Source organism: Pseudomonas sp. GV047 (assembly GCF_003058245.1).
GTDB classification, from domain to species: Bacteria; Pseudomonadota; Gammaproteobacteria; order Pseudomonadales; family Pseudomonadaceae; genus Aquipseudomonas; species Aquipseudomonas marginalis.
The window spans coordinates 658,764-684,952 of the sequence record NZ_QCWA01000001.1; the positions used below are offsets into that span (position 1 = coordinate 658,764).

The window sequence follows — 26,189 nt, forward strand, 5'->3', positions numbered from 1 at the left end:
TCTCGAATGCGTTATTGGTTGAGCCTGCGCAAGCTTATTGTGATGAGCGGGCAAGCTCGCTCACCACAGGTTATTGGGCCTTGCGTGAAAGCCTTTGCAGCTTTGCGATGACCGCCTGGGTTGCCCGCTGCATCGGCGCCCGCAACTCACTCTCGATCAAGCCCTCCAGCGCCAGTGCGGCTTTCACCGGCGCCGGGTTGGGCTCCATGAACAGTGTGTTGATCAACGGCACCAAGCCAAGGAACGTCGCCCGCGCCTCAGCCAACTGGTTGTCCCTTACCTGTTGCCACAGCGCCACAAACTGTTCGGTGCACACATGGGCCGACGCGGCAATCGCACCGCTGGCACCCAGGCACAGCGCATTGAAGATCTGCAGGTCCTCGCCACACAACACATCGGCCTCACCGCTGGCCAACACCGCCAGGGTATTGCCCAGGTTGCCGCCGCAGTCCTTGATCGCCACGATCTGCGGGTGCGCGACGATGTTCAGCAAGGTCGCCTGCTCGAAGGTCACGCCGGTACGGTAGGGAATGTCGTAGAGAATGATCGGCACGCTGGACGCATCGGCCACCGTGCGAAAGAACGCTTCAAGGCCGGCCTGGGAAGGGCGGATGTAACTCGGCGCGGGCACCAGCAAACCCGCCAGCGGGCGCTTGAGCACCTCGGCCTGGAATTGCAGCAGCTCAATCTGGTTGTTGCCCGCCAGACCCATCACCACACGGTGGGCGGGCACCTGTTGCAATACCGCATCCAGCACCGCCAATTGTTCCTGGCGGCTGAGCGATGCAGCTTCGCCGGTGGTGGTGCACACCATGATCCCGGCCACGTGCTTGTCCAGCAGGTGGCTGACCAGGCGGCGCAGGCCGACAAAATCGATGGCGCCGTCCTGGAACGGCGTGACCACGGGAACCCAGATACCTTGAAACGATGACATGCACTTTCTCCTGATGATTGACCGTTTGAGTCACCGTCAGAAAGGCATGGGCAATTGTGCAAGGGGGAGGGAGTCCGCGCTCAATGTCCTGTCAGCTCATCTGACGGGACAGCGCGCCCCGGTCACATGAGCGACTGTTTCTTCGATTTGAGGGCGTGCGCCACGCAACCTTGCGCCTTGGCAATCAAGCCAATGACGGAAAGGTTAACCACTGAGGTTGCGGACATAAGCTGACACACCCATGAAGACTGGGGCTATCTTCATGGAATATTACGAGGTGTGTCAACTTCCCCCGTGGCTTGAATGCGCCGGTGCAGGTGGATCAGCCTTTTATCGCGGCTTCAATCGCCGCAATGTCGATTTTGGTCATGGTCATCATCGCGTCGAAAGCACGTTTGGCTATTGTCGGGTCAGGGTTGGCCACCGCATCGGTCAACACCCGAGGCGTGATCTGCCACGACAATCCCCATTTATCCTTGCACCATCCGCAGGCGCTGGCCTGGCCGCCGTTGTCAATAATAGCGTTCCAGTAGCGATCGGTTTCGCCCTGGTCATCGGTGGCGACCTGGAAGGAAAACGCTTCGCTGTGGGGGAATATCGGGCCGCCATTGAGGCCGATGCACGGGATGCCCATCACGGTGAATTCCACCGTGAGCACATCGCCCTGTTTGCCGGACGGGTAGTCACCGGGGGCCAGGTGCACGGCGTCGAGCGTGCTGTCGGGGAAGGTGTTGGCGTAGAAGCGCGCAGCCTCCTCGGCGGTGCCGTTGTACCAGAGGCAGAGGGTGTTCTTGGGTTTCATGATCGGTCTCCACGGACAATGGGTCCATGGAGTTTAGACGGCCAACTGCCGTTCGATCGCCGCCTTGTCGATCACCGACCAGACCTGGGCGATTTTGCCGTCGACGAACGTGTAGAAAACGTTCTCCGAGAACGCCACCTGGCGACCATTGATCGCCAGCCCGAAAAACTCGCCCCGGGGCGTAACATTGAAGTTCAGCCGGCTGGCGACGGTGGGCGGGTCGGCGATCAGCAACTGGATGTGGAACACCAGGTCGGGGATCTCGCGAAAGTCGCGCTCCAGCATCGCGCGGTAGCCCTCCAGGCCGACTACCTTGGCGTTATAGGCCACCTCAGGGTGGACGAAGTCGCCCAGGCGGTTCCAATCCTGCCGGTTCAGGCAGTCGATGTAGCCGAGGTAAAGGTCGGCAAGTTGGTTGCGGGTCATGTTTTTTTCCTCAAGCCCTACGTGCGGTCAACAACACCGTCGCCGCCGCCGACAACAACCCCGCACAGCAGCGGTTGAATATCCGCTTGCCACGCGGCTCGGCAAACCAGCGGCGCATGTGCAGGCCCATATAGGCGTAGAGGCTGATGGCGATCCATTCCAACACCAGGAACAGCGCGCCCAGCACGGCGAATTGCGGCGTGATCGGCTGGCCTGGCACCACGAACTGCGGCAGGAACGCGGTGAAGATCAGGATGGCCTTGGGGTTGCCTGACGCCACCAGAAACTCCTGTCGCGCCAGTGCCCACAAACCCACCTTCGCGCCTGCCGATTGCGCCTCAGCCTGCTGATCAGCCCGCCACAGCTGGAACGCCAGATAAAACAGATACGCCGCGCCCACAATCTTGATCGCGTAGAACAACAACTCCGACGTCTGCAGCACCACCGCCAAGCCTGCGGAGGCGAGGGCGATCATCCCGGCAAAGGCCAGCAGGCGACCGACACCGGCCAGGCACGAGGTGCGGTAGCCGTAGCGCGTGGCGTTGCTGACGGACAGCAGGTTGTTCGGGCCGGGCGCCATGTTCAGGGCGAAGCAGGCGGGGAGGAACAGCGCGAGGGTGGCGAGGTCCATGGCGGCTCCGGTTTTGGACGGACGGGGACCGTCGAGGATAAGGGGAGTGGAGGTGGTTGGACAATGTGCGCGTTGCTTTCGACCAACAGTGGACTCAGCGGCTCGTCTACTTGTCATGCCCAAAACCCTTCTCACGCGCATGTGGCGCATTATGCGAGTCGCTTGGCACCATCCGCTAGTGCTGCGAACCGGCATAGCAGGCAAGCTGAGGGTAAATCTGAGCCAGGAGCCTGATATGCATATCGACAAAACCAAACCTGTAATGGTCACTGGAGCTACGGGCTATGTGGCCGGTTGGCTGGTCAGCCGCCTGCTGCAAGAAGGTTTGACGGTGCACGCTGCCGTCCGTGACCCGGATGATGCATCGAAACTGCACCCTCTGGCTGCGCTGGCTGAAAGCATGCCGGGCACTATCCACTTCTTCGCGGCAGATCTGCTTGCGCCGGGCTCTTACCAGAAGGCGATGCAAGGCTGCGAAGTCGTGTTCCATACCGCCTCGCCCTTCACCCTGGATATTCAGGACCCGGTCAAAGAACTGATAGAGCCGGCTCAACTCGGCACGCGCAATGTTCTGGAGTCTGCCAATGGGACGCCTTCGGTAAAGCGCGTTGTGGTGACTAGCAGCTGCGCCGCCATCTATGGCGACAATGCCGACCTGGCCAAGACCCCAGAAGGGCTGTTCACTGAAGAAATCTGGAACACCAGCTCCTCGGTCGATCATCAGGCCTATTCCTATTCGAAGCTGCTGGCGGAAAAAGAGGCTTGGTCCATTGCAAAGAAACAGGATCGCTGGCACCTGGTAACCATCAACCCTTCGCTGGTGATCGGGCCAGGAGTGAACCCCAACGGTACCTCCGAAAGCTTCAACCTCATTCGTCAGATGGGCGACGGCACCCTGAAGATGGGCGTGCCTGACATCGGCTTCGGTGTCGTCGATGTCAGGGATCTTGCGGAGGCCCACTTCCGGGGCGGTTTTGTCCCAGAGGCCAAAGGGCGCTTCATCGTATCAGGGCATAACACCAGCTTCCTGAAGATGGCTGAGACGCTGCTGGAACGCTATGGTGCGCGCTATCCAATCCCTCGTCGCAAGCTGCCCAAGTGGCTGGTCTGGACGGTCGGGCCACTTATGAACAAGGGACTCACGCGCAAAATGATCAGCCTGAATGTTGACCTGCCATGGCGAGCGGACAATCGTCGCAGCCGTGAGATATTGGGTGTGAGCTATCGTCCGATGCAGGACTCCATGAATGATTTCTTCGCGCAGCTGATAGAAAGTGGCCGCATAAAGGCACGTTGATCACATTATGGAACGATTCTCCGTCTCGTCAGGCTGGAAGGTACTGCTCGCAGACCTGGGCGTCCCGGTCCGCGAGTTCTTGGCTATGGCGCAACTGCCTAAAGACCTGTTCGAACGACGCGATGCCAGCCTGGCGAGCGCGGATTACTTTCGGCTATGGGAAACGCTGACAATATTGCTCGGTGATGCGCAGTTACCGCTGCGCATACTGCGTAATTTTTCAGCAGAAATGTTCGATCCGGCGACTTTCGCGGCATTTTGCAGCCCCAACCTGATTGTCGCATCCCAGCGTATTCAGCAATTCAAACCCCTGATCGGTCCAATGCACCTGGACATCGAGGTACACCCGGAGCGGCTGCGCCTGGGCATCCACTTCCGCGCGACCAGCGAGCAGCCCGCCACCGCGTTGATCGCTGTGGAACTGGGTTATTTCGTCCAGATTGCACGCATGGCGACGCGACAGGTTGTCGTGCCGCTGCGTGTCATTTCCCCCAGGACGCTCGAACCGAAACTGGCATACGAACAGTTCTTTGGTTGTACCCTGGAGTTAGGTGACAGCATTGGCCTGGAGTTTTCCCGCGCCGACGCCGAGCGCCCGTTTATTACAGAAAACCAGGCCATGTGGGCACTGTTCGAGCCGAAGCTGCAGGAGCGGCTGGCCGAGCTGACCAGAGACTCATCCATAGCCAGCCAAGTGCGTAGTGTTCTGCTTGAGCTGGTGCCAAGTGGGATTACAGGTGCTGATGAGGTCGCACGCAAACTTGCAGTCAGTCGGCGCACCTTGCAACGACGACTCGCCGAGGAGAAAACAAGCTTTTCGCAAGTTCTGCACGGACTACGTGAAGAGTTGGCCCGCCATTACATCCGCAATTCAGAGCTGCCTTACACGCAGATTTCATTCTTGCTGGGTTACGACGACCCCAACTCTTTCTTTCGCGCCTTTCACGGCTGGACCGGGACAACACCGGAACGCTTGCGCCATGAGAACAAGCATTGATCCGAAAAAAAGCTCCACTTTAGTCGCTGGTTGTTGCAGGCATCCCAGGCATTGAATCTGGGGCAGGCGTACAGCAAATAGTTCCCTTGCATCCAACCCTCAAAAGACAGCCCCACAGTGGCCACCATCGATTGCTATGTCATCGCTATCGAATTCGCCTGCGCCACTGCGGGCAAGCTAAGCCACCTGATTCGCAAACCTGCCCACCGCGTCGACCACCCGCTTGGCGCCGTCCTGAATTTCCACAATGACCTGGCCTGCCTGCGTGGCGAGTTCAAGACCTTGCTCTGCCTGGGATTTGCTGTTGGCCATTTCGGCGACGGTCTCATCCACCAGTTTCTGGTTCTGCAGCACCACCGAGGCGATTTCTTCCGTCGCCGTGCTGGTGCGCCCGGCCAGTTGCCGCACTTCATCAGCCACCACCGCAAAGCCTCGGCCTTGCTCGCCTGCACGGGCGGCTTCAATCGCGGCATTCAATGCCAGCAGGTTGGTTTGCTGGGCAATGCTGCTGATGGTCTGAATGATCGAACTGATCAGCAGTGACTGTTTTCCGAGGGCTTCGACTCCGCCGGCAGCCGCCTGCATATCAGCGGCGATTTTATGCATGGTATGCATCGTGTCGTTGACCACCACGGCTCCGCGCTCGGCACTGACATCGGTCTGCCGGGAAATTTCAAATGCGGTTTGCGCCGCGCCACTGACTTCCTGTTCCCGGGCAACCTGGTCGGAGACCACTGTGGCGAACTTGACCACCTTGCACAGTGCGCCTTCAGTGTCGTACACCGGGTTGTAGGTTGCTTCCAGCCACACGGTCTGGCCGCGGCTGTCAACGCGTTCAAATCGGCCGGCTACAAACTCGCCCCTGTTCAGGGTTGCCCAGAAATCCTTGTAGTGCTGCGACGAGGTTTCCTCCGGCTTGCAGAAAATCCGGTGGTGGCTGCCTTTGGCTTGCTCCAGGCTGTAGCCCATGGCGTGCAGGAACTGTTCATTGGCGGTGATGACATGCCCGGAGAGGTCGAACTCGATCACCGCCGTCGAGCGCAGCAATGCCTGGATGAAAGAGGTGTTTTCCGAGGCTTTTTCTACCCGGGCGGTAATGTTCGTTGCATAGCAGGTGACATGACTCAGCTGGCCGCTCGCATCCGTAATCGGCTGCCAATGTGCATGCAGCCATATCAATGAGCCGTCGGCATGCAGGTAGCGGTAATCGTCGGTAATGGACTTGCCAGCGGCGACCGCCGCTCGAAAATTATGAAAGCAGGGCAGCTTGGAGACGTACTGCGGCACGATCTCGGCCATGGCACGGCCTCGAAGTTGCTCCGGGGTGTAGCCCAACGACTTGGCAAAGTTGTCGTTGCATGCGGTGATCTTGAATGTCGAGTCGATGCTCAACGTCAGCATTTCACGGTTCAGGCCATCGCGCAGTTGGCGCAGTTCCAACAGCTCGGCTGCCTGGGCGTGAAGCTGGTTCTTGGCTTTTGTATTGAACATGGGAAACCGCCTCCTTGGGTTACATCCAGCCTATCGGCACGTCATTCTGCAAATTTAGACCGTTCGACGGGTAAAGCTTCATCAGCCAACCGGGATCCCCGCTGATGTGTTGCGGTCCGCCGCATGTACCGCGCTGGCGGCGAGCCCAGTGTCTTGCGAAACATACTGATGAACGAACTGACCGACTCGTACCCGAGGGCTTCGGCGGTGCGTTGCACGGATTCGCCCTCGGCCAGGCTCTGCAAGGCCACGATGATTTGCCATTGCTTGCGCCATTGGCCAAAGGTTAGCCCAGTTTCGCTTTTAACCAAGCGCGCCAGGGAGCGCTCGCTCATGGCGACCTGGCGTGCCCATTGGGCCATGGTGCAGCGATTTGACGGGTCCTGGGCCAACCCCCGTGCGATGAAACGCAGCTGCGTTGTGGCCGGAAGCGGCAGGTACAGCTGTTCCGAGGGAGCCAGTTCCAACTGTTCGAGGAGCACGCTCGCCACGCGTGCATTGGCAGACGCCGGCGGATAGTCCTGGGCTTGGGCGCTCAGGTGCAGGATCAATTCCAGGACCAGCGGTGACAGCACCAGCGTGCAGCATGTGTGCGGTAGCGCGGCCGCACCGGGCTCTACGAACAGATAGCCGATCTTGCCGTTGGCGGTCACCCGGTTGCTGTGGGCAATACCGCCCGGGATCCATACGCCGAACCCCGACGGCACCATCCACACGCCATCCTCTACGGTGCATACGATGCCGCCGTGATACGCCACTACCAGTTGGCCTTTGCGGTGGGTATGGACGGGGAATTCGGTGTCGTTTCGCTGACTCCCCAGCATCAACGCCACTGCGGGCTGGTCGAAACTGTCCAGTTCGAATTGATCCACCCCGTAGAGATGTGTCTCGTCCACGTCGCGCCACCTCGATTGTCTGAATTTGATTATATCTTGGCAGCATACTCAATATCGGCACGGCCTTGCAGTCCCTACCATCGTCAGAAAGGCCATTGCCGACTGCGAGATTCAACGATGCTGAGCGAAATCACGATTGCCCACCTCTACCTGCCGCCTTTCTTGCTCTACCTGGGCGTTACCGCCGTGGTTTACGCACTGCTGGAGCGGATCATGCGGCCCTGGCTGGGCTGGGCCTGGCACCCGAGCATGGCGCGTTTCTGCATGTCGTTGATCGTTCTCTCGATCCTTGTGCTGAAGTTTTGAGGCGCGGGCGATGACGATCAAACACCTGCTCAAGACCCTCGTCACCCTGGTGCTCGGCTTGACCGCACTGCTGCTGTGTACGCAGTTGTGGCGCGCCTATGAGTTGGCCCCCTGGACACGGGACGGGCGGGTCAGTGCGCAAGTCATCCGCATTGCCCCCGAAGTGTCCGGCCAGGTTGAACAACTGCTGATCGAGGACAACCAGTGGGTCGCCAAGGGCGCGTTGTTGTATCAGATCGACCGCAGCGCCTATCTGCTGGCCCGGCAACAGCGAACGGCCGAGCTTGCCGAGGCGCGCAGTGTGTTCGAACAGCGCCGCTCACAGCTCAGCCGTCGCCAGCAACTCGGCGATGCCATTGCGCGGGAGGAGACCGACAATGCGGCCCGGGACCTGGCGGTGGCCAGGGCGCGGGTGGACGCGGCCCAGAGCCAGTTGGCCCACGCGCAGCTGGATCTGCAGCGTACGACGGTTCGTTCACCGGTCGACGGGTATGTGACCCAGCTGCGGCTGCAGCCGGGTGACTACGCGGCGGCGGGCGATACCAATATCTTTGTGGTCGACAGCCATAGCTTCTGGGTCACCGCTTACTTCGAGGAGACCAAGCTGCCGGGTGTTCGCGTGGGGGCCGCGGCGTCCATCAAGCTCATGGGCTTCGCACCGCTGCTTGAAGGGCATGTGGCGAGCCTCGGCAGAGGCATTGCCGACGGCAACGAGCTGCGCAGTAACAGCGGCTTGCCCCAGGTGGCTCCTACCTTCAGCTGGATACGCCTGGCCCAGCGTGTGCCGGTTCGGATTGAGCTGGACAAGGTGCCACCGGGCGTGGAGCTGGCGGCGGGAATGACCGCGAGTATCGAGGTCGCCGAGGCGGGGGCCGCCCCCCATTGGCGGCTTACCCAGTGGCTGCAGGATTTCATGTGATGGCCCGCGCACTGCGAATGCTCGGGGCATGGTCGCCCGAGACCTCGGGGTATGTGCTGCGCAGTCTTGCGGCGGCGACATTGGCCCTGTGGCTGGGCTTCCAATTGCACCTGGAGGCGCCGTTCTCGGCGGCTTCGACCGTGTTGCTGCTGATCCATCCGCTGCAGGGCGCGGTGGTCGGCAAGGGCTTCAATCGCGTTCTGGGAACCCTGGCGGGGTTGCTCGCCGCCCTGGTCCTGACCGGCCTGTTCGCGCAAAAAATGCTGCTGTTCATCCTCGGGATCGGGGTGTGGCTCGGCCTTTGTGTCGGTGCCATGACCGTGCTTCGGCACTACCAGGCCACGGCGGCAGTGGTCGCAGGCTATACGGTTTGCCTTGCCCTGGGCCCGGCCATTGTCGCCCCGCAGCAAGGTTTCGAGCATATCGTGGCGCGCGGCACGGCCGTGGTCCTTGGGGTGTTGAGCCTGAGTCTGGTGGCGACGTTGTTCAGCCGCAAGACCGTCGAGTCCAAACTGAACAAGGCACTTGAGGACATCGCCGCCCGTACCTTGGGATTGCTGGCTTTGCGAATTGAGGGGGAGCAGGGCGCGCAACTGGCTATTGCGCAGGGCCAGTTGGCCATCGATGTGGGTAAGGTGGACGAGCTTCTTGGGATCGGCCGAGGTGAGTCGCGCCTGATCCGTTCCAGGCTTGCGACCCTGCAGGCAGGGCTTGCGTATGTGCATGGGGTGATCCTGGACGAGTCACCGCTCAACCACGGTGGCTTGCCTTCCCTCGTTCGAATGGGCGCGCAACTGCAACAGCTGGCCGACGCAAAGCCGGGTTTTTCCGTGGCAGCCGAGCATGTCCGGGAGATGCAGCACCGCCTCGCCCAGGCCCATGAAAACCGTCAAAGCCAGCAGTGCTTGAGTGAACAATTGGCAGACCTGTCCAGCGCCTTGCTGAGCTTTGCCTGCCTTGAGCGCGCGCCCCGGACGCCGGCCCGCGCCGTGGGGTTCCACCGCCATTACGGCGACGCGCTGCGCAACGGTCTACGCGCCCTGGCGGCCACGCTTGCAACCGCTGCGGTCTGGTACCTGAGCGCCTGGGACCAGGGGCCAACCTTGCTGGCAGTGTTGGGCCCGTGCTGCACCTTGCTGGCCACCAGCCCGGCGCCCGCTCAAGGCATCGGCCGTTTCTTCGAGGGAACGCTGTACGGCATCGTAACGGCAGCGGCGTGCAAGTTCCTGGTGTTGCCGCACATCAGCGGGTTCGCGTTGCTCAGCGTCGTGCTGATCGCCTTCTGGACCGTCGGCATTCATGCCACCACCCGGCCGCGCCACGCCTTGCAGGGCATTGCCTACCTGATCGCGTTCAACACCCTCGTCGGCACCGGCGGCACGGCCCAGTACGACTTCACGGACTTCGCCAATCAAGCGCTCGCCTGGCTGGTAGCACTTGCCATCTGCCTGCTGGCCTTCCAGCTACTGCCGGGGCAATCCGCCCGCCATGTACACGTCCTGACCCAGGCGCTGCACAGGGACACCCGGCGCTTACTCCGGCACGGGCGCCGCATGGACCTGCTCAAGTGGCAGGCCCGGCAACAGCACCGATTGGTTGCCTTGCAGGCACTCTTGGGCGCTGGTCACCAACCGGCGGGCGGCGCCGGCTCTGTGTCCCTTCAATTGAGCCGCCGGCTGCTGACTTTGCAACGCCAGACACGGGAGCTGGAACCTGACTCAGCAATCGCCAAATGTGCGCAAAGGGGCGAGCGGCGTATTTCACGGTATGCCTCCACTCCCGCGATCAGCGCGGCTCAGGCACGTCGGACGTCGAGATCATTGACCCGGCTGGGGGCTCACGCTCTGGCGGCTGGCTACCAGGATTTAGCCGGGCTGCTCGACACCTATTCAAGCATTACCAACGCGGATATCCGCATCCATTCCAGTTCAAACAACCAAGGTGAGATGAAATGAAGCAACTCCTTATCTGGACGCTTTTCGGCATGATCGCGTCGACGCCATGGGCCGTGCAGGCATCGGACGGGGCTGAGGCGCTGGCGCGCTGGCAGCAGCAATTCAAGCAGGAGCAAAAACAGCGGGCTGAACGCCCGAGGGGGGATCAGGGCTCCAGGTCCAAGGCCGCAATGATCGGGAAAGGGAAAACCTGATCATTGCGGCCGGGGCAGGGACATTCATCGGGCGAGGGCTTGATTGAACAGGTTCTGCAGAAGCCCCTCACCCCGCCGCAGAGTCAGAAGCTCTCAAGACGCACGTGGATTCCCGCTCGTCCAGCCAGCTCGATAACGTCTTCGAGTCGATCCGTGTCAACAATGAAACCGTCGTAATTTTCACCTCCGGAATCCAGGTGAAGAAACCGTTTACCGAACCGGGCGAGCCACTGATCAAAGTTATCGAGAACCTGTGGCATGGAGGTAGCGTTTTCCCGTACATAGGCGTAGGGCGTCTTCAAGCCACTGGCGCTGACCAGAAAGGGCGCTAGATACTCAAACACGTCATAGCCCCTCCAATCCACGCTGAGGAGTACAAGGTGTTCGAGTTTTTGCCCCTTGGCGTCATTCAGGAAACCTTCGGTGAGGGCACTGCAGGGGTCATCTCCCATCGCGTATCTGCGCATAACGCGGCGGACAAGTCTGGCGCCTTCTTTTTCCGCCGTGGTCGCCACCAGCGCCTGGGCAAAGGCTTCGAGGGCTTTTTTCTGGGAGGGGTCGCTGCGCTCGGGCCGCAGCTCTTTCATGATCGCTGAAGCGCTGAGGTTGGTTTCCTCGGGAGGAGGCATGGTAAAGCGTCCACCAAACAATCGATCCAAAATGCCCATGTCTGTCCCTGTATGAGTGTGAGGAAAACCATTGAGTCAAATGCAACTGCCGTTCAACAACTGCCCAGGGGCGATCAAGGCAAGGGCGCTGGGGTCACGGTGTACCAGCCCGACGGTGTTTTGGCACACACCTGCGGTCTCAGCGGCGTTTCTACGGTGGTGTCGGCCTGGGTGGAGAGCTGGCGGACGGCAATCACGCAGCCGGCCTTGAACGTGCTGATTTTCATCATTTGAAGTTCCATTTCATAGTCTTTACCGGGCTCGGGGATAAGCGTGACGGGCGCGGGAAAGCAGGATAGCTGCGAGCCCCCCATGGCGAACCCTGCAATAAACGGTTTACCGGCCGGGATGACATGTTCGTCAAACACCTTGGGCGATTGATTGATGGCTTTGCTCGCCTTGCTGGCAGGCATGCCAATCACGCTGTTCTGGCGGTCTGTCGCCCGGAAAGGGTAGAGCCCCGCCGAGTCGACATGGGCTGTTTGCCATCCGGCTTCTTCGGGGGTTTTGGTCAGCAGGGACTCGTTGTAGAACATCTCGCAGGTCTGGCCACTGATAAAGCCGGCGTGGGTGGTGTCACCGGTGATCAGGCGGACACGCGCGGTAGTGGTCGGGTCATATCGGCTGATGTGTGCTTCGTTGCGAACGTCGGTCTTGGTGGTGGCGCAGCCGATCAGCGTCAAGCTGACGGCCAGGGGAAACAGTAAACGCATGGGTAACCTTCATATCCTGTGAGGGTTGGGGGCCGCAACCATACTATGGCGGGGATATGTTCGCCCACTTGCGATACACAGGGGAAGGGACAGGGAGGGGACGTTCATGGCGGCTGTACATTGACGTAACATAGCCGCATAACACTCAGCCTCGGATGTTATCGGGAATGAAAATTGGCCCACTGGACGGGATGAAAATTGCCTATCACATCACCAGCCCACACGTTGCGTACACTGTCGGAGCTCGATTACTACCACATTAGGTCGGTTCAGCTCCCCGTTGAAATCACCATGCTTGACGCGTGGAACATCACAACGGCTGAGCCGGGGCTGGCCATGCGGCTGGCTTTCCGAATAAGGGACGCAATCTCTTCGTTATTCGGTGTGAGGCGAATCGGCGGGTTCTCCGGCGTTGCGCGAAAAACGGTACACGCAGGCGAACACCTGGATTTCTTTCTGGTGGAGCACAGCGCCTCCGATATCCTGGTTCTTACCGAGCGCGACAGGCATCTGGATGTCATGATCTGCCTTTCGATAACAGATCGTGTGCTCACCATCACATCATCGGTCGTCACGCATAACCTCTATGGACGCATCTACATGTTACCGGTAGGGCTCGCCCATAAAGTGATCGTCAGTAGTCATCTGCGCCGACTGAAGAGAAGCCTTGAAAGGCCGTAGAGGTTGGTTGTTCAGGTCGATCAGCGAACCCATACACGCGTCCATCAGCACCCATCCTGTCGCCCACTGACAGGCGCATGCACGGCCAGCAACTCAGCCACCCATTCGATAAACACGCGCAGCTTCAGGCTGATATGCCGGTTCGGCGGAAAGGCCACGTAAAGCGGCATCGGATCAAGGTGCCAGTCCTTGAACAAGGGCACTAACTCGCCCCGGTCCTCGAAGGCTTTCGACATGTAGCTGGGCAACCACAGCACGCCAAGTCGGCAGCCATGCAGACGGCTCGCCCGAGCCCGATCTGGAGGATCAGGTCCGTCTGGCGTTCAACAACCTGAATGCGATCCTGGGGTCTGCCGGCTGCACCTTTGACGATGTGATCGATGTGACGGTGTTTATCGTCGATCCCGAATCCAGGTTCGAGACGATCTGGAAGGTGGTGCCGGAGTTCTGGGGCGAGGCGCCGCACCCGACGCTGACTGGCGTGGGGGTTACGTGGCTGTATGGGTACCAGTTCGAGATCAAGGTGATTGCCAGGCTTGCTTTGTGAATCCGTGCTGGCACATCCACCTCAGCAAGCACGGCTAGGCGCAGGCTGTCGGTATAGTCGATCCTATCGTCCAACGCCTATCCCGGAGCTTGCAACCCGTGTCTGACTTGCCAGGCAACGCCGCCTACACACAGCGCTTCGACGCCGTACTCGCTTATATCGACGCGAATCTTGAAGGTGACTTGTCGGTGAAGGCGCTGAGCGAGGTGGCGCATTTTTCGGTGTTTCACTTCCATCGGCAATTCACCGCGTTCGTGGGCATGCCGGTTGCGCGCTATGTGCAACTGATGCGCCTGCGCCGCGCGGCACATGACTTGTCTTCCCGCGCTGATTATTCGGTGCTGGAGGCGGCGCTGGGGGCCGGCTTCGAAAGTCCTGAAGCCTTTGCCAGGGCGTTCAGGCGAGCGTTCGGCATGGCGCCGAGCGCATTCCGGAAACGACCGGATTGGCAGCTCTGGCGCGCGGTATTCAGCGTCCCTTACTTTTCCAGGAGCATCATCATGCAGGTACGAATTGTGGAGTTTCCTGCGGTCAAGGTGGCCGCATTCGAGCACCGCGGCGCCCCAGGGCGCGTGAATGAAAGCGTGCAGACATTCATTGCGTGGCGCATGCACAGCGGGCAGTCGCCGGTGGCTTCAAGTCGCAGCTTCGGTATTCCCTTCGACAATCCTGATACGACCCCGGCCGATGAGTTCCGGTTTGCCATTTGCGGCGAGATTCACCAGGCGTTGGCCGCGAATGAGTTCGGCGTCACTGAACGCGTCATCCCCGGCGGGCGCTGTGTGGTGGTGCGTCATGTGGGTTCGCCGGATCACATCGCAGAGTCGATCTATCCGATCTACCGCGACTGGCTGCCTGGCAGCGGCGAGGAGCTTCGGGACCAGCCGTTGTTTTTCGAATACCTGAGCATTTTCCCCGAGACACCGCAGGATCAATGGCAGACCGATATTTATGTGCCGTTGCAATAGCGGCGCTCGCCAGCCTGTGGGAGCGCGACTGCGCTTCCACGCCAGGTGTTGCGGCCAGCTACGGCTGAGCGGTCCACACCGCCAGTTCATAACCATCCGGGTCAATGAAGTGAAACCTGCTGCCACCGGGGAACGAAAAGGTCTCGCGGCTGATAACGGCGCCTGCGGATTTGAGCCGCTGCTGCGTGCCTTCAAGATCATCCGCGTACAGGATCACCAGCGGGCCACCCGGTCGAACGGGCTCTGCGGTCGTGAACCCGCCGGTCAGCCTGCCATCGCTGAACTCGGTGTAGGTGGGGCCGTAGTCGACGAATGCCCAGCCGAACACCGCGCCGTAGAAGGCTTTGCTGCGGGCGATGTCGCCCACGTTGAACTCGATATTGTCGATCTGTCGGTCTTGACCGCGAACGCTCATGGTTGCCTCCTTGGCGGATGGTTGAGGGGCGAGTGTAGCGGTTTACACCCAGGACTGGGTTACCATGCCGGCGCGAAATTCCCGCCGAACCCTCTGGCCACTTATGTCCTCCAACGCGCTGTACACCGACCTGTCCATCTACTACGACCTAATGTGCGCCGACATCGACTACCGCGCGCAGAGCCACAGCGTGCGCCGCCTGCACCAGTTGTTCGGCAATGAGGGGCGCCGCCATCTGGACCTTGCCTGCGGCACCGGGCCCCATGTGCGGCACTTCCTCGACTTCGGCTACCGCAGCACCGGCCTGGACATCAGCCAACCGATGCTGGACCTCGCCCAACTGCGTTGCCCCGAGGCACGGTTCAGCCGCCAGGACATGGCCGGCTTCCAGGTGGACGAACCGCAAGACCTGATCACCTGTTTCCTGTACTCGACCCACTACAACCCCGGGCTGGCCCAACTGCGCGCCTGCCTCGCCAGCGTGCACGACGCACTCGCCGACAACGGCGTGTTCTGCTTCAACGCGGTGGACAAACTGCATATCGACAACCGCTTGCTGGTACGCCATAGCGTGGAGTTTGAAGGCAGTCATTTCACCTTTGGCTCCGGCTGGCATTACCGCGGAGAAGGGGAGCAGCAGGCGCTGCGCCTGAGTATCGAGAAGACCACGGCGGGTGTGACCCAGGCCTGGCAGGATGAGCACACCATGGTGGCGCTGAGTTTCACGGAGTTGCAGGGGCTGTTACAGCCGTACTTTGAGGTGCAGGTGTTCGAGCATGACTATGAACGGATCACGCCCTGGGCGGGCGTGACCGGCAATGCGTTGTTTGTGTGTGTGAAACGTTAATAAACTGCCGCTCCTTCATATGCCTGAAAAAGGCCCAGGCAGATCAACCGTCGCCTCCACCTCCGCAAGCAATCAGTTCAATAAGTCCCATTTGGTACCACTTATTCTGGCAACTCCATCCATGTTCAAAAGTAAAGGCGCTGGCCGTACCGCTGAACGCAAGGCCTGCTGAGAGAGCCAATGCTAATGCGATGGTCGAACGTACTTTCTTCATATTGTCTTTCATAAAAACTCCCTCTATCACTTGATCGCTGTGTGGCCCGAGTCGGTCAAGGTGGCGCGGTTGTCAAAACCAACCGCCCGTCTTTCGGCTGGGACACTCCTTACGCTTAATTGAACGGTATCTGAATCAAGGCAGCGGAGGATCGGCCTGCGCTGAAACAACGTTGATTCAGCGCAGCACGTTCCTCAGGCGCATTGGATAACGGGGAGCCAGCGACATCAATACGACAAGTGACCTATTACCTCGCCGCAAACCGACAGGCGAATGGCAAGCCGCGCTAATGATAGGCGTGCATTCCACACACCGCCGCACCCGGATATATCCGGGCATGGACATCCTCCAGCTAACTCATTTCCCTGGCGAAATGCTTGGTCAGTTCGAGCAGGGTCGTTCGCAATTCAGGCGGACGCACGGGCTTGGACAGGATGGAGATATTCATGTGGATCAATGTGCTGCGGATACGCTCGATTTCATGGCCGGTCATGATCATGGCCGGTACTTCCCAGCCACGCTGTTCGCGAATCGCGGCGATACACTCGGCGCCTGAAATCCTAGGGCCCAGGTCGAAGTCGGCAATGATGATGTCGCATTCCGTGGTCACGTTCAGTCCATCGCTATGACTTTCTACCTCGCATCCCCATTTTTCCAGCAAGGCCGAGGTCGCCATCAGTACGTTGGAATCGTCTTCCACCAGGCATACCCGCAGACCCTGTAGACGGCTTTGCGTGGGCGCTGGCCGTTGTGTCTCGGTGCCCGGCGCGACGCTTTCCAGGCGTTGGATAGTGGCGCGGGTGCCTTGGCCGAGTCGGGAGTCCAACTGGATATCCAGATTGAGCAACTGGCTGATGCGCTTGACGATGGACAAGCCCAACCCCAGGCCCTCGACATCCTTGTCGCGTGCGTGGCGCACCCGGTAAAACTCCTTGAATACGTCCGGCAGATGTTCAGCGGCGATGCCGCGTCCCTTGTCGTAGATAACAATGGCCAAGCCCTTGCCTCTGGGACGCACACCGATCAAGACCGGTTGGCCGGACGCGTATTTGAGTGTATTTGACACCAGGTTCTGCACCATGGTGGTCAACAGCCCCGCATTGACATTCACCCAGTGCTCGCAAGGGCGCAGGCGCAGTTGAACCCCGGCCCAGCGCGCGGCCTCGGTGTTCTGTTTGACGACGTCCCGCAGCAGCGCGCCCAGGTTCACCGGCTCCGCTTGTGGCTCCAGCTTTCCGTTGTCGAGGGTGTAGATATCCAGGATCGAACGGAACAGTTGAGAGACGGTATGCAGCGAGCGGTCGATGTTGTCTACCAGGCGCAGTTCTTCGCCGCCCAAATTCGCGTCCCGCAGGCACGCGGTGAACAGGCCGATGGAGTGGATGGGCTGGCGCAGGTCGTGGCTGGCCTGGGCGAGAAAGCGTGATTTCTCCTGATTGGCGGCGATTGCCTCTTCCGATGCTATGCGAGTGCGCTTGAGCAGAATATGCGCATAGGCCGGCACTACGATGGTGGTCACGATCAGCATCAGGAACATGTAGGGCTGTGCGCGCCAGAAGGGGGTAAGCATGAAGATCATGACCAGCATGCTCAGCGCGATGAGTGTCGCGGCGGTCAAGTAGCGCGAGCCAAAGCGCATGCCATTGCCCAATGTGACCCAGAGCAACGCGGCATAAACCGGCAACGCGCCTTCTCCACCCACGATCATGGCGAAAGCGATGCCGGTATAGTCATGGGCCATGGCGAACAATCGGCGCCAGAAAAAGTGCCCTGGCCAGCGCTTGATCGCCATGCGCAGGGGGACTGCCACGCTGATGAAAAACGCCATGTACCACATGATCGGTACATAGGTGGCGAAGTCACTTGAAGGAAGGAGGGCCACCACAAAGATGTACAGCGAAGCACAGGTGCTGACCGTCAACCGCAACGTGGCCTGGTCCAGTTCACTGTTCTTTTCCGTCATGTTCATTGCGATTCTCCAGGGTAAGAAGTCGCTTAAAAGTTGAAACCTGGCGTTACAGTTTGCGTTACGATGCGCCGGACCTGAGGTGAGATGGACCTTGACATGACGCACAGAATCATAGTGGCAGATGACCATCCTCTGTTTCGCGAAGGTATGCTGAGAACCATAGAACGGCTTATGCCGACAGCGATGATAGAGCAGGCGGGCAATCTGGATGAAGTACTGGCGCTGGCGCGTGCGGGCGCAGAAGTTGATTCGTTGATTCTGGACCTGCGCTTTCCCGGTATCACGTCTATGCAGGTCATAGGCCAGCTGCGCAACGAGTTCAAGCGCACCTCGATCATTGTGGTGTCGATGGTCGATGACCTGGACATTATTTCCCAGGTCATCGCCCAAGGTGCTGATGGCTTTATCGGCAAAAACGTTGATCCGGCAGGCATTGCCGAAGCCATCCTGGCGATTCGGGAAGGGGAGGTCGTGGTGAAGTACAACCCCGAAAATCCCCTGCTGGACCCAAGCCTTGCCTCACTCACCGCCCGCCAGCGGCAAGTGCTCGGCCTGGTTGCGGCGGGCAAGACCAATAAGGAAATAGCCAAGCAACTGGGTATCTCCCCGTTCACCGTACGCATCCATGTTTCCACTCTGCTTAAATCCCTGGGTGTGCCCACCCGTGCGGCGGCGGCGGCTCAATTCAGTAACTTTCCCGGTGCCAGTGGGTGGCCGGGCAAGCTCGATACGTGAATCAAGACGGTGCAGTGACCATTAGAGCGTGGGTTGGGGCACGGGGGTGTTACCGGGGATCAACTTGGCGCCTTTAGGCCTTTTTGGACAGTCGCCAGATGAATACCAGCGGGTCACCACGCCCTTTTCAATCATGAACCGCTGTTCGCAACGGGCGTAATCAGGCACATAACCCCATTCCATCGAATGGCTGCCGTTTGTAAGCCATACGTAGTCGTAGCCGATGATTTTCGAGTTGCCATCACTGAGGCCATGGCTGTTTTTCGGCGCCCCCCATGACGTCACCAACTCATCTTCGGATGCACCTACCCATGAAGCAGTAATGTCCGATGTCGTTTGATAACGCTGGTTCATGACCAGATTACTCAAGGGAGAACCCGCACACCCGGACAGCATCAGAATGGATAAGACGGTGATCCATGATTTCATATTTCGACTCCATTCATGCGGCTTCAATAATCGGGCATTACATCAACTGGCGAGCAATTCATTACATTGATTCAAGCCATTAATGTCCATCTGGCTATGCTAGACAAGTCCCTGTTGGTCGCCTATAGCACACTTGTACTATGGCGTCAGCTCACGCGCCCTCATAAGCTGTACACGCTCGAAAAAGTCTTAAAGGCTTTGAGCCCGAGCGCACACCGGAATGCACTTTAACTTCAGCGTTGAAGTGTTCCAGTGTGTTTGCCCGCCTGTGAATCCAAAGGCTCGATTAGTTGCACTACGTTGTGTCAACTTCACCGTGCATCCGGTCGAAATGGAATGGTATTAATCACAACTCAAGGTAAGTCTATGTGCTTGAAATATGGAAAACTACTTAGAATCGGATTCACGCTGTGCATACTGACCGCAGGCCTGGGAGGCTGTGCTAACACTGGGGATTTGATGAATTCCTTAAATCCGGGAGCACAAAAGTACGATGTTGCTTACCTGAAGAAAACCATCATCCCGGGAAAAACTACAAAGACTCAGGTGACGCAATTGTTCGGCGCTCCAGCCGAAGAGGAACTTGATTCAACGAGCAGAAGCAATGGGTCCAACTGGACCTATGATAAAAACCAGGAGGGCCTGGAAAAGTACATGACCCTGGCCCACAAATATGTCTCGACCGAGACAAGCCTGAAGATGTACGACGCCTCGTCGCAAGTGTCCAAGGCTCAGGGTGTCGCCAATGATGTCGGCAGTGTGACGGGCACGAAAAAAGCTCAAAGCCAGACCAAGGGAACGAGGTTGATAATCTACTTCGTGGATGACGTGGTGGATTACTACAGGCTTTACTGACACGTTCCACTTCTGATACGACACGCTGTGTCGTTTGATGCCTTAACACGCCAACCTACGCCTTATTGTTCTCAAGGGGGCGGCATCCAGCGATGCATCCCCCATGGTCCATGAGGTTGAACGCGTGGAAAAGAACAGCGAACTCAATCAGGCCACGTTACGCCTGACCGTCAGCGCCTGTGCGCTGCTGTACATCATCGTACTGAGCGGGCTGCGCCCCAGCGATACCGCAGCCTACACGCCCATCATCGTGTATATCTCGACATTCATCGTGGTGTCGATATTCCTGCGCATGGCGATCAAGCGCTGGCCAGGACACTTTTTTTGGCGGCGCTTGCTCTCCATGCTTCATGACTACACCGGTATCGCTTTCGCCATGGTGCTGGGAGGCGAAGGTGCATTGCCTATCTATGCCGCGCTGCTCTGGGTAACCCTGGGTAATGGCATGCGTTTCGGCTCACACTATCTGGCCCTGGCAACCGTGATCGCGTTGTCCACCCTTATCGTTATTTTCTTGTTCAACCCCTTCTGGCGCGCACAGCCCTACATGTTCCTGATGCTGATCGTGACCACCATCGTAGTACCGGCCTATGCGCACATTCTGCTCAAGCGCACGCGTATCGCATCGGAAGAGGCAATCGCCGCCAATCAGGAGAAATCACGCTTTCTCGCCCAGGCCAGCCACGACCTGCGCCAGCCCATCCACTCCATCGGCCTGTTCACCGCGTGCCTGCGTGACGCGAATTTGGGCGGCGAAGAACTGCGCCTGGTAGACAACATCGACCGCTCGCTGCATACCGTCTCTCAACTGTTCCGTTCGATCCTGGATATCTACACCCTCGACAACGGAAAGCTGGAGCCGCGAGCGGAACCGGTGAACCTGGGCGCGCTGTTGCAGGAGGTCGTCAAACAGAACACCGAGGCCGCGCGCTGGGCCGGGATTGAACTGCGCCTGCGCCCTTGCGAGCACTGGGTGAATGTCAATGCGGGGCTGTTGACCACCATGGTGCAGAACCTGGTGTCCAATGCGATCAAGTACGCATCGGGAGAGCCCGTGCTGATCGGTGTCAGACGCCAGGCAAAGGGCTTGGCCGTGGTGGTTTACGATAAGGGCTGCGGTATCGCCGCCGAACATCTGCCGGACGTATTCAAAGAGTTTTACCGGGTGCGCCACGCACGCGACAAGGATGTCGAGGGCCTGGGGTTGGGCTTGTCCATCGTCAAGCGCATCAGCCAGTTGCTCAATGTCGATGTACATATTCGCTCCACGCCCGGGCGCGGCACCCAGGTTGCAATCAGCGGATTGAAACATGCCGCCCCCAAGGTCATCGCGCCTCGGATGAAAAGCACCCATGAGCGCCTGAACGGACTACGGATATGCCTGATTGAAGACGACGCCAATGTGTTGCTGGCCACCAAGGCCCTGCTGGAGAAATGGGGCTGCGTCGTCGAGACCCACAGTGATGCGGATACCCTGGCCAGCGATTGCGACATCATCATTGCCGACTTCGACCTGGGCACAAAGGTCTCGGGGGCCGAATGTATCGCGGCAATACGCGAGTTCCGGGGTCAAGAGATACCGGCATTGGTCATCACCGGGCACGAAATCGAGCGCATCCGTCAATCACTGCACGCATTCAATATCTCGGTACTGGCCAAACCCGTGCGACCGCCGGAACTGCGTAACGTATTGCTTGAACAGGTCAAGTCAATGAAGTGTGAGTTACCCGTAGATCCATCAAGGGACTAGCAGGTGTAGCGCCCCGCGAAACGCGCGGCGGCTACTGCTCTATTGGGTACGTTCAAGGCACGTATCAGCGAAGACACGTGAATACGCACGGTATAGGGAGAGATTTCCAGTTCAGCGGCAATTTCCTTGTTGGTTTTACCTTGTGCGATCAAATGCCAGACTTCCCGCTGCCGCGACGTCAGTTTGCCCATCGCGTGATCACTCTCAAATGATGGCGATTCGGCCGGTTCGTATTTGACCACTACTTGGCCGTTCCGAATATCGTTGATGGCGTTACGTACCTCTTCGGCTGAAATGTTCTTGCCAATAAAACCATTGGCGCCGGCCTCCATCACTCGGGTAATGACCACGCTGTCATCGACTGTCGAAACAACAACGACTGCAGTAGTGCCTCTTTCCTCGCACAGTTTTGCAAGCTCTTTCAAGGAGCAAAGCCCTGGCAAATATACTTCGATAAACAGCATGGCGACAGGTTGCCAGCGATTCAGGAGAGCCCAGACTTCCTCCAGGTTTCCTGCCTGTTTTATTTTTGCTCCAGGTATTAAGCACTCCAGTAATCCTGTCATGCCCTCTCGATAAAGTGGATGTTCGTCCGCCACCACAATTCGGCAACTCATATCAGCAAGCACAACCCGTCCAGATCAATGAAAACACGCTTTGATCATGTCCGACTCATGCAACTTATGATATAGAACAGCTGAACTAGTACACCTGTACTAGTTACTAAAGGCCATTAAGCAATTAAGTACATTTTGCTTGATGCAATTTCGGCACAAACAGCGTGCTTGAACCCGTTGCCAGGAAGGGCAGTGCTATCCTCCTTCTCAGCGCCTGGGCATAAAGCTACCTAGTTGGCTCGCGTCTCATATCGCATCTTGACCACTTCAACGAGCCGCTCCTGTCCACCATTCGTTCCGGAGAGACTGGTCGACCTGATTGATTGCCCACGGTAGGGCCCTTCGGCAGCAAACCAATTCTGCACCACGACCTTCTGGGTCGGTTGTTGACCGGACGTTGATCCAGTGGAAATTTCATTGGTGAAGCGACAGGTCTCGAATGTCCCGAGTGCTGTTTTGATCGTCTCGCGGCCATGGTAGGTCAGCTTTTCTGATACCTCAAACTCAAGCGTGGTGCCGCCGCTGACGACCTGGTTCTTGTAACTGACGGCGACTGTCTGCCCGGGTTGTAAATCCAGCGGCGTGGTGGGAGGAGGGGTGTAAAGGGTCGTGGTCAACGAAGGCCCGGCACCGTGCCGATCACCATAGCGAATCAACTGGCCGTCCTTGATTTGCGCAAAGGTGGTCGTTAAATACACCGGCGAATTGCTTATGAACGTGGTGTGTAATGACGCCACCGGGTTGGCCCCGGCGAAGTCTTCATGGCCCAGCGTTTCGGTTTTACTACGATTGGTTACTGCAGAGGTGTTGTCGCGACTTTCAGACTCCACAACGGTGCCGGCCTGGAAATCCGCTTCATTGGTACACGGTGCCGAGGAGGCCGTTGCACCAACGGCTGCCTCGGTCCAGGTAGCGCTGGTGGTTAACAGCGAGATCAAGGCCATCGCCAGCGCAGCGTTCATTTCAATTTTTCTGGTGGTTATAGGTTTCAAAAAAAGCATCCCTGTTCAATACGATCGGCAGCGTCGAATAGCGTAGAAAAGACCTATTAGAGCGCGAACAACTGTGATCCAGCGCCAAAGCGCGATGCAATAGGGCAGCTGTGCTATTGAGTTATCTCGATAGCCCCGGTTTTATAAGCAGCCAACTACAGCAGCACCCTTTATCCGCTCGACCATCACCCTGGGTGCTAAGGATTTGCGGGAATAACATGACGTTAGTGAAAAAAACAGCAGCGACTACCCTGGTTTTAATCGTCACCCTGGGGCTGAGCATTCAAGCCTCGTCATTCGAGAGCGGAGCAGACAACAAGGTATTCGATGCCGCGAGTCTTGAGGTGTCGAACGTGCCGTTGGGCGCCTTTCCCTACATCGCCCTTCCCGACGGATATGTCATCGCCACCGCGCCCGATGTCTCCGACTTTGATCAGGTACCCTTCTGGACCGGTGATCGCCTGGCAGTAGTAGAAGGCAAGGTCTGGTCAGCCCATATCGACGCCGCGCAGGGCAAGGCGTTCTCCGACCTGGAATTGCAGCGCAACCTCGAGTCCGTCGTGTCCTCGTTGGGCGGCAGCAAGATCTTCGATGGCAGGATTCCGGAAGACCCCGGCCAGAAGATCAAAGAATGGCCGCGGGACTTCGCGCTCAAATACAACAGTGGCCTGGGGGACATTTGGAATAACGCCGCGCAGGTGTTTGTTATCCATCGCGCCGACCGCGATATCTGGATTCATTTGTGCAGCTACGCGTTCGGCGGCGGCCTGCTGATTGCCGAAACCAAACCGCTGCAAATAACGGCCAGCCTGTTGCCGGCCAGTGAACTGAAAGCGCAGATAGATAAAACCGGCAAGGTGGCATTGCACATCAACTTTGCGACTGACCAGACCCGCATCCTTCCGGGTTCACAGCCACAGATCGAGCAAGTGTTGTTGTTACTCAAGCAAAATACATCGTTGAAACTGGCCATTAACGGCTACACCGATCACACCGGTGACCCCGCGCACAACAAGACACTGTCATACGGCCGCGCCAAGGCCGTCGAGGCCGCCATCACCGCCAAGGGCATCGACGCGGCGAGGTTATCTGCGGCCGGGTTTGGCGAGGCTGACCCGGTGGCCGACAACACCACCGAGGCAGGCAAAGCTGAAAACCGCAGGGTCGAGCTGGTCAAGCAAGACTAAGCGAACGCTCAGGACCAGGGGCGGCCCGGGCCGTCAAGACGAGACCCGTGATGGCTTCCGGCCGATGGCGAGCCCCAAACTATCACGGGTGAAACCGCCGCCCCAACGCATCCAACCGCACCGCAATCGGCGGCAACTGCTCGCTGCTCCTGGCCAACATCTCCACGTCGTCAGCGGTGTTTTGAGCAATGCTCTGCACCGATTGCAAGCGCCCGACAATCTCCTGATTCGCCGAGGTCTGTTCGCGTGTGGTGGAGACAATCCGCCCATTCAGCGCATCGATCTGGGTAATGTCATTGCCCACCGCTCGCAGCATTTCCACTGCCAGCTGACTGTCCTCCACACACCGTTCCACGCCCTGGCGGCTGTCGTGCATGGCTTCCACGGCCTGGCGGCTGCCTTGCTGCAGGCCCTCGATGATGGTTTTGATTTCCTGGGTGGAAACGGCGGTGCGTTGCGCCAGGCTGCGCACTTCGTCGGCGACGACGGCGAAGCCGCGGCCTTGTTCGCCGGCGCGGGCGGCTTCGATGGCGGCGTTGAGGGCAAGGAGGTTGGTCTGGTTGGCGATGCTGCTGATGACTTCCAGTACCGAGCCGATTTGTTCGGCCTGGACCGCCAGGCCTTGCACGGTGTGGTTGGTGCCTTCCAGGCGTGTGGCCAGTTGGGTGATTTCGTGTTGGGCGCGGCCGACGCTTTCCTGGCCACGCAGGATTTGTTGGCTGGCGACGCCCGCGTGCTCAACCGCTTCTTCGACGTGCACCGTAATGTGGCCCATGGCGTCTTCCATGCGCTGCATGGAGTCGGTCATTTGCGCGATTTCGGCCAGTTGGTGGCGAGCACCTTTTTCCAGGGTGCCGCTGGCGTGGGCCAGTTCCTGGCCGAGTTGGCCGAGACCGTGGGAGTCGCGGGCGACGCCGTCGATGAGGTGGGTGATTTGTTGCAGGAAATGGTCGAAGCGCTTGGCAAGAGAGACGTGCACCTTACCTTCACCTCTGGCGCTGTCCACGGTGAATTGGGTGGTGACGGCGAGCATTTTTTCCAGCATTTCCTCGCTTTCCACCGCCTCGGCCTGGCTGTTTACCGCGAGGTAGAGCAGGGCGATGGTTTCCATCACGACGTAGAAGGCGTGGACAAACACCATGGTCCAACCGCCGTGATGCGCCATCACGAACACCGGGAAGCCTTGATGCTGCAACGCATGGAACACCACGTGGTGCACGGCAATCGTCAGGGCGGCCACCAGGATCGGCAGCCAGTCTCGATAGAACGTCAGTACCGCCAGCAGCGCGAAAATCCCGAAGTGCGCTTCGATCACGCCCTGGGCCTGGTTGATGTGCAGCGCCGCCATGACCATCAAGCCCGCGCCCAGTGCACAACGCATCACCCGCGTGCCGCCGATGGCGCGGTAGAGCGCGGTGAGCACCGTGCTGGTGCCTCCTCCCACGACAATTGCCTGGGTCAGGGTGTCGTGCCAGAACGCGAGCCCGACGGAGAACAGCGTCATCAGCCAGATCAACGCCAGCATGATGCGGTCGGCCTTGCGGTAGTGCTCCAGGAAACGTGCGCGTGCGGGCATTCACTCTTACTCCATGTGGTCTGGCAAGGATCAAAGCATGCGGCGTGCCACTAAGGCCCGCATTCAGGCACTTTGCGGGTGCAGGGAAACCAAAAAGTTTATCGGCATCGGGGGAGGGGACTTTAAGCGCGAACGCGTTCGGAGGGGGCAGAACACATTCCTGGTGGCAAGCGGGGTG

The 26,189-nt window shown here is 58.9% G+C and carries 28 protein-coding genes and 3 pseudogenes; 14 read left to right on the plus strand and 17 right to left on the minus strand.

Annotation, left to right across the window (positions count from 1 at the left end; all coding sequences use genetic code 11):
- Nucleotides 1-70 precede the first annotated feature (70 nt).
- From dapA to C8K58_RS03050, 4 genes are all read right to left on the minus strand, one after another.
- Nucleotides 71-934 carry a 4-hydroxy-tetrahydrodipicolinate synthase gene (gene dapA, locus C8K58_RS03035; protein WP_108572969.1) on the minus strand — a complete coding sequence of 288 codons (864 nt, stop codon included), beginning with the start codon at nucleotides 932-934 and terminating at the stop codon, nucleotides 71-73.
- A 322-nt stretch (nucleotides 935-1,256) separates the two neighbouring features.
- Nucleotides 1,257-1,736 carry a VOC family protein gene (locus tag C8K58_RS03040; RefSeq protein WP_108572971.1) on the minus strand — a complete coding sequence of 160 codons (480 nt, stop codon included), beginning with the start codon at nucleotides 1,734-1,736 and terminating at the stop codon, nucleotides 1,257-1,259.
- Nucleotides 1,737-1,769: 33 nt separating this feature from the next.
- A complete protein-coding gene (locus tag C8K58_RS03045; RefSeq protein ID WP_108572973.1) occupies nucleotides 1,770-2,162 on the minus strand; it encodes an ester cyclase in 393 nt (130 codons plus the stop codon).
- Between the two features lie 10 nt (nucleotides 2,163-2,172).
- Nucleotides 2,173-2,793 carry a LysE family translocator gene (locus C8K58_RS03050; protein ID WP_108572975.1) on the minus strand — a complete coding sequence of 207 codons (621 nt, stop codon included), beginning with the start codon at nucleotides 2,791-2,793 and terminating at the stop codon, nucleotides 2,173-2,175.
- A 235-nt stretch (nucleotides 2,794-3,028) separates the two neighbouring features.
- Here C8K58_RS03050 and C8K58_RS03055 point away from each other — a divergent pair, with 235 nt between their 5' ends.
- Nucleotides 3,029-4,090, plus strand: coding sequence for an NAD-dependent epimerase/dehydratase family protein (locus tag C8K58_RS03055; protein WP_027608443.1), 1,062 nt, complete (start codon nucleotides 3,029-3,031; stop codon nucleotides 4,088-4,090).
- Between the two features lie 7 nt (nucleotides 4,091-4,097).
- Entirely contained in the window at nucleotides 4,098-5,087 is a 990-nt protein-coding gene (locus C8K58_RS03060) for an AraC family transcriptional regulator (RefSeq protein WP_108572977.1), read from the plus strand.
- 177 nt (nucleotides 5,088-5,264) lie between these two features.
- On the opposite strand, the gene C8K58_RS32935 is transcribed toward C8K58_RS03060, so the two are convergent.
- The 3 genes and pseudogenes from C8K58_RS32935 to C8K58_RS03070 all read right to left on the minus strand — a co-directional run bounded on the left by C8K58_RS32935 (nucleotide 5,265) and on the right by C8K58_RS03070 (nucleotide 7,474).
- Nucleotides 5,265-5,702, minus strand: a complete 438-nt coding sequence (locus C8K58_RS32935; RefSeq protein ID WP_370671255.1) for a methyl-accepting chemotaxis protein — start codon at nucleotides 5,700-5,702, stop codon at nucleotides 5,265-5,267.
- Between the two features lie 102 nt (nucleotides 5,703-5,804).
- Nucleotides 5,805-6,578: pseudogene (locus tag C8K58_RS32940) on the minus strand (PAS domain-containing protein); the annotation flags it as partial.
- Nucleotides 6,579-6,619: 41 nt separating this feature from the next.
- On the minus strand, nucleotides 6,620-7,474 hold the full coding sequence (locus C8K58_RS03070; protein WP_092357020.1) for a helix-turn-helix domain-containing protein: 855 nt from the start codon (nucleotides 7,472-7,474) through the stop codon (nucleotides 6,620-6,622).
- Nucleotides 7,475-7,591: 117 nt separating this feature from the next.
- Between C8K58_RS03070 and C8K58_RS03075 the strand changes: the two genes are divergently transcribed.
- Genes C8K58_RS03075 through C8K58_RS03090 form a run of 4 tightly spaced genes read left to right on the plus strand, consistent with a single transcriptional unit; the run spans nucleotide 7,592 to nucleotide 10,848 of the window.
- A complete protein-coding gene (locus C8K58_RS03075; protein WP_166655288.1) occupies nucleotides 7,592-7,780 on the plus strand; it encodes a DUF1656 domain-containing protein in 189 nt (62 codons plus the stop codon).
- Nucleotides 7,781-7,790: 10 nt separating this feature from the next.
- Entirely contained in the window at nucleotides 7,791-8,699 is a 909-nt protein-coding gene (locus C8K58_RS03080) for an HlyD family secretion protein (protein ID WP_027608438.1), read from the plus strand.
- Nucleotides 8,699-10,654: an FUSC family protein gene (locus C8K58_RS03085; RefSeq protein ID WP_092357023.1), complete on the plus strand. Its 1,956-nt coding sequence runs from the start codon at nucleotides 8,699-8,701 to the stop codon at nucleotides 10,652-10,654. The genes C8K58_RS03080 and C8K58_RS03085 overlap by 1 nt, the downstream gene beginning before the upstream one ends.
- Nucleotides 10,651-10,848: a hypothetical protein gene (locus C8K58_RS03090; protein ID WP_027608437.1), complete on the plus strand. Its 198-nt coding sequence runs from the start codon at nucleotides 10,651-10,653 to the stop codon at nucleotides 10,846-10,848. Before C8K58_RS03085 ends, C8K58_RS03090 begins: the two co-directional genes overlap by 4 nt.
- Before the next feature lie 83 nt (nucleotides 10,849-10,931).
- Here the strand turns inward: C8K58_RS03090 and C8K58_RS03095 are convergent, their stop codons facing one another.
- Complete coding sequence (locus tag C8K58_RS03095; protein WP_027608436.1) at nucleotides 10,932-11,516, minus strand: hypothetical protein; 585 nt, start codon at nucleotides 11,514-11,516, stop codon at nucleotides 10,932-10,934.
- Nucleotides 11,517-11,590: 74 nt separating this feature from the next.
- Nucleotides 11,591-12,229 (minus strand): hypothetical protein, encoded by a 639-nt coding sequence (locus tag C8K58_RS03100; protein ID WP_027608435.1) that lies wholly within the window; start codon nucleotides 12,227-12,229, stop codon nucleotides 11,591-11,593.
- A gap of 198 nt (nucleotides 12,230-12,427) precedes the next feature.
- On the opposite strand from C8K58_RS03100, the gene C8K58_RS03105 reads away from it, so the two are divergent.
- Nucleotides 12,428-12,910, plus strand: a complete 483-nt coding sequence (locus tag C8K58_RS03105) for a DUF2867 domain-containing protein (RefSeq protein ID WP_108572979.1) — start codon at nucleotides 12,428-12,430, stop codon at nucleotides 12,908-12,910.
- A gap of 44 nt (nucleotides 12,911-12,954) precedes the next feature.
- On the opposite strand, the pseudogene C8K58_RS03110 reads toward C8K58_RS03105, so the two are convergent.
- Nucleotides 12,955-13,173: pseudogene (locus C8K58_RS03110) on the minus strand (LysR substrate-binding domain-containing protein); the annotation flags it as partial.
- Here C8K58_RS03110 and C8K58_RS03115 point away from each other — a divergent pair.
- Both C8K58_RS03115 and C8K58_RS03120 read left to right on the plus strand, forming a co-directional pair.
- Nucleotides 13,170-13,457, plus strand: a pseudogene (locus tag C8K58_RS03115) (Rid family hydrolase); the annotation flags it as partial. The pseudogenes C8K58_RS03110 and C8K58_RS03115 overlap by 4 nt on opposite strands.
- A gap of 98 nt (nucleotides 13,458-13,555) precedes the next feature.
- Nucleotides 13,556-14,425, plus strand: a complete 870-nt coding sequence (locus C8K58_RS03120; protein WP_098479377.1) for a GyrI-like domain-containing protein — start codon at nucleotides 13,556-13,558, stop codon at nucleotides 14,423-14,425.
- Nucleotides 14,426-14,483: 58 nt separating this feature from the next.
- On the opposite strand, the gene C8K58_RS03125 is transcribed toward C8K58_RS03120, so the two are convergent.
- Entirely contained in the window at nucleotides 14,484-14,840 is a 357-nt protein-coding gene (locus tag C8K58_RS03125) for a VOC family protein (protein ID WP_092357032.1), read from the minus strand.
- A 103-nt stretch (nucleotides 14,841-14,943) separates the two neighbouring features.
- Between C8K58_RS03125 and C8K58_RS03130 the strand changes: the two genes are divergently transcribed.
- The gene (locus C8K58_RS03130; protein WP_027608431.1) at nucleotides 14,944-15,687 is read left to right on the plus strand and encodes a class I SAM-dependent methyltransferase; all 744 of its coding nucleotides are present in this window, start codon (nucleotides 14,944-14,946) and stop codon (nucleotides 15,685-15,687) included.
- A gap of 43 nt (nucleotides 15,688-15,730) precedes the next feature.
- Here the strand turns inward: C8K58_RS03130 and C8K58_RS03135 are convergent, their stop codons facing one another.
- Together C8K58_RS03135 and C8K58_RS03140 are read right to left on the minus strand one after the other, a co-directional pair.
- Entirely contained in the window at nucleotides 15,731-15,913 is a 183-nt protein-coding gene (locus tag C8K58_RS03135; protein ID WP_081744500.1) for a hypothetical protein, read from the minus strand.
- Nucleotides 15,914-16,253: 340 nt separating this feature from the next.
- Nucleotides 16,254-17,870, minus strand: coding sequence for a hybrid sensor histidine kinase/response regulator (locus C8K58_RS03140; RefSeq protein ID WP_371921645.1), 1,617 nt, complete (start codon nucleotides 17,868-17,870; stop codon nucleotides 16,254-16,256).
- A gap of 96 nt (nucleotides 17,871-17,966) precedes the next feature.
- Here C8K58_RS03140 and C8K58_RS03145 point away from each other — a divergent pair, with 96 nt between their 5' ends.
- Nucleotides 17,967-18,605: a response regulator transcription factor gene (locus C8K58_RS03145; RefSeq protein WP_027608115.1), complete on the plus strand. Its 639-nt coding sequence runs from the start codon at nucleotides 17,967-17,969 to the stop codon at nucleotides 18,603-18,605.
- A 21-nt stretch (nucleotides 18,606-18,626) separates the two neighbouring features.
- Here the strand turns inward: C8K58_RS03145 and C8K58_RS03150 are convergent, their stop codons facing one another.
- Nucleotides 18,627-19,034, minus strand: a complete 408-nt coding sequence (locus C8K58_RS03150) for a hypothetical protein (RefSeq protein ID WP_027608114.1) — start codon at nucleotides 19,032-19,034, stop codon at nucleotides 18,627-18,629.
- A gap of 459 nt (nucleotides 19,035-19,493) precedes the next feature.
- On the opposite strand from C8K58_RS03150, the gene C8K58_RS03155 reads away from it, so the two are divergent.
- A complete protein-coding gene (locus tag C8K58_RS03155) occupies nucleotides 19,494-19,889 on the plus strand; it encodes a hypothetical protein (protein WP_027608113.1) in 396 nt (131 codons plus the stop codon).
- A 103-nt stretch (nucleotides 19,890-19,992) separates the two neighbouring features.
- Nucleotides 19,993-21,639: a hybrid sensor histidine kinase/response regulator gene (locus C8K58_RS03160; RefSeq protein WP_166655289.1), complete on the plus strand. Its 1,647-nt coding sequence runs from the start codon at nucleotides 19,993-19,995 to the stop codon at nucleotides 21,637-21,639.
- Here C8K58_RS03160 and C8K58_RS03165 read toward each other — a convergent pair.
- Complete coding sequence (locus C8K58_RS03165; protein ID WP_027606758.1) at nucleotides 21,636-22,256, minus strand: response regulator transcription factor; 621 nt, start codon at nucleotides 22,254-22,256, stop codon at nucleotides 21,636-21,638. The genes C8K58_RS03160 and C8K58_RS03165 overlap by 4 nt on opposite strands.
- A 230-nt stretch (nucleotides 22,257-22,486) precedes the next feature.
- Nucleotides 22,487-23,200 carry a hypothetical protein gene (locus C8K58_RS03170; protein WP_027606757.1) on the minus strand — a complete coding sequence of 238 codons (714 nt, stop codon included), beginning with the start codon at nucleotides 23,198-23,200 and terminating at the stop codon, nucleotides 22,487-22,489.
- Between the two features lie 266 nt (nucleotides 23,201-23,466).
- On the opposite strand from C8K58_RS03170, the gene C8K58_RS03175 reads away from it, so the two are divergent.
- Nucleotides 23,467-24,435: an OmpA family protein gene (locus C8K58_RS03175; protein WP_098479380.1), complete on the plus strand. Its 969-nt coding sequence runs from the start codon at nucleotides 23,467-23,469 to the stop codon at nucleotides 24,433-24,435.
- Between the two features lie 82 nt (nucleotides 24,436-24,517).
- Here the strand turns inward: C8K58_RS03175 and C8K58_RS32885 are convergent, their stop codons facing one another.
- Nucleotides 24,518-26,011 carry a methyl-accepting chemotaxis protein gene (locus tag C8K58_RS32885; RefSeq protein ID WP_108572984.1) on the minus strand — a complete coding sequence of 498 codons (1,494 nt, stop codon included), beginning with the start codon at nucleotides 26,009-26,011 and terminating at the stop codon, nucleotides 24,518-24,520.
- Between the last annotated feature and the right edge of the window lie 178 nt (nucleotides 26,012-26,189).

Excerpts from the sequence above, each read along its gene's own strand:
- C8K58_RS03145 (WP_027608115.1), top strand. The coding sequence starts at position 17,967 with ATGACGCACAGAATCATAGTGGCAGATGACCATCCTCTGTTTCGCGAA.
- C8K58_RS32885 (WP_108572984.1), bottom strand. The coding sequence starts at position 26,011 with ATGCCCGCACGCGCACGTTTCCTGGAGCACTACCGCAAGGCCGACCGC.
- C8K58_RS03040 (WP_108572971.1), bottom strand. The coding sequence starts at position 1,736 with ATGAAACCCAAGAACACCCTCTGCCTCTGGTACAACGGCACCGCCGAG.
- C8K58_RS03095 (WP_027608436.1), bottom strand. The coding sequence starts at position 11,516 with ATGGGCATTTTGGATCGATTGTTTGGTGGACGCTTTACCATGCCTCCT.
- C8K58_RS03175 (WP_098479380.1), top strand. The coding sequence starts at position 23,467 with ATGACGTTAGTGAAAAAAACAGCAGCGACTACCCTGGTTTTAATCGTC.
- C8K58_RS03125 (WP_092357032.1), bottom strand. The coding sequence starts at position 14,840 with ATGAGCGTTCGCGGTCAAGACCGACAGATCGACAATATCGAGTTCAAC.
- C8K58_RS03155 (WP_027608113.1), top strand. The coding sequence starts at position 19,494 with ATGAATTCCTTAAATCCGGGAGCACAAAAGTACGATGTTGCTTACCTG.
- C8K58_RS03060 (WP_108572977.1), top strand. The coding sequence starts at position 4,098 with ATGGAACGATTCTCCGTCTCGTCAGGCTGGAAGGTACTGCTCGCAGAC.
- C8K58_RS03075 (WP_166655288.1), top strand. The coding sequence starts at position 7,592 with ATGCTGAGCGAAATCACGATTGCCCACCTCTACCTGCCGCCTTTCTTG.
- C8K58_RS03090 (WP_027608437.1), top strand. The coding sequence starts at position 10,651 with ATGAAGCAACTCCTTATCTGGACGCTTTTCGGCATGATCGCGTCGACG.
- C8K58_RS32935 (WP_370671255.1), bottom strand. The coding sequence starts at position 5,702 with ATGCATACCATGCATAAAATCGCCGCTGATATGCAGGCGGCTGCCGGC.
- C8K58_RS03130 (WP_027608431.1), top strand. The coding sequence starts at position 14,944 with ATGTCCTCCAACGCGCTGTACACCGACCTGTCCATCTACTACGACCTA.
- C8K58_RS03135 (WP_081744500.1), bottom strand. The coding sequence starts at position 15,913 with ATGAAAGACAATATGAAGAAAGTACGTTCGACCATCGCATTAGCATTG.
- C8K58_RS03160 (WP_166655289.1), top strand. The coding sequence starts at position 19,993 with ATGGTCCATGAGGTTGAACGCGTGGAAAAGAACAGCGAACTCAATCAG.
- C8K58_RS03050 (WP_108572975.1), bottom strand. The coding sequence starts at position 2,793 with ATGGACCTCGCCACCCTCGCGCTGTTCCTCCCCGCCTGCTTCGCCCTG.
- C8K58_RS03080 (WP_027608438.1), top strand. The coding sequence starts at position 7,791 with ATGACGATCAAACACCTGCTCAAGACCCTCGTCACCCTGGTGCTCGGC.
- C8K58_RS03165 (WP_027606758.1), bottom strand. The coding sequence starts at position 22,256 with ATGAGTTGCCGAATTGTGGTGGCGGACGAACATCCACTTTATCGAGAG.
- C8K58_RS03045 (WP_108572973.1), bottom strand. The coding sequence starts at position 2,162 with ATGACCCGCAACCAACTTGCCGACCTTTACCTCGGCTACATCGACTGC.
- C8K58_RS03170 (WP_027606757.1), bottom strand. The coding sequence starts at position 23,200 with ATGGCCTTGATCTCGCTGTTAACCACCAGCGCTACCTGGACCGAGGCA.
- C8K58_RS03150 (WP_027608114.1), bottom strand. The coding sequence starts at position 19,034 with ATGAAATCATGGATCACCGTCTTATCCATTCTGATGCTGTCCGGGTGT.
- C8K58_RS03140 (WP_371921645.1), bottom strand. The coding sequence starts at position 17,870 with ATGAACATGACGGAAAAGAACAGTGAACTGGACCAGGCCACGTTGCGG.
- dapA (WP_108572969.1), bottom strand. The coding sequence starts at position 934 with ATGTCATCGTTTCAAGGTATCTGGGTTCCCGTGGTCACGCCGTTCCAG.
- C8K58_RS03085 (WP_092357023.1), top strand. The coding sequence starts at position 8,699 with ATGGCCCGCGCACTGCGAATGCTCGGGGCATGGTCGCCCGAGACCTCG.
- C8K58_RS03055 (WP_027608443.1), top strand. The coding sequence starts at position 3,029 with ATGCATATCGACAAAACCAAACCTGTAATGGTCACTGGAGCTACGGGC.
- C8K58_RS03100 (WP_027608435.1), bottom strand. The coding sequence starts at position 12,229 with ATGCGTTTACTGTTTCCCCTGGCCGTCAGCTTGACGCTGATCGGCTGC.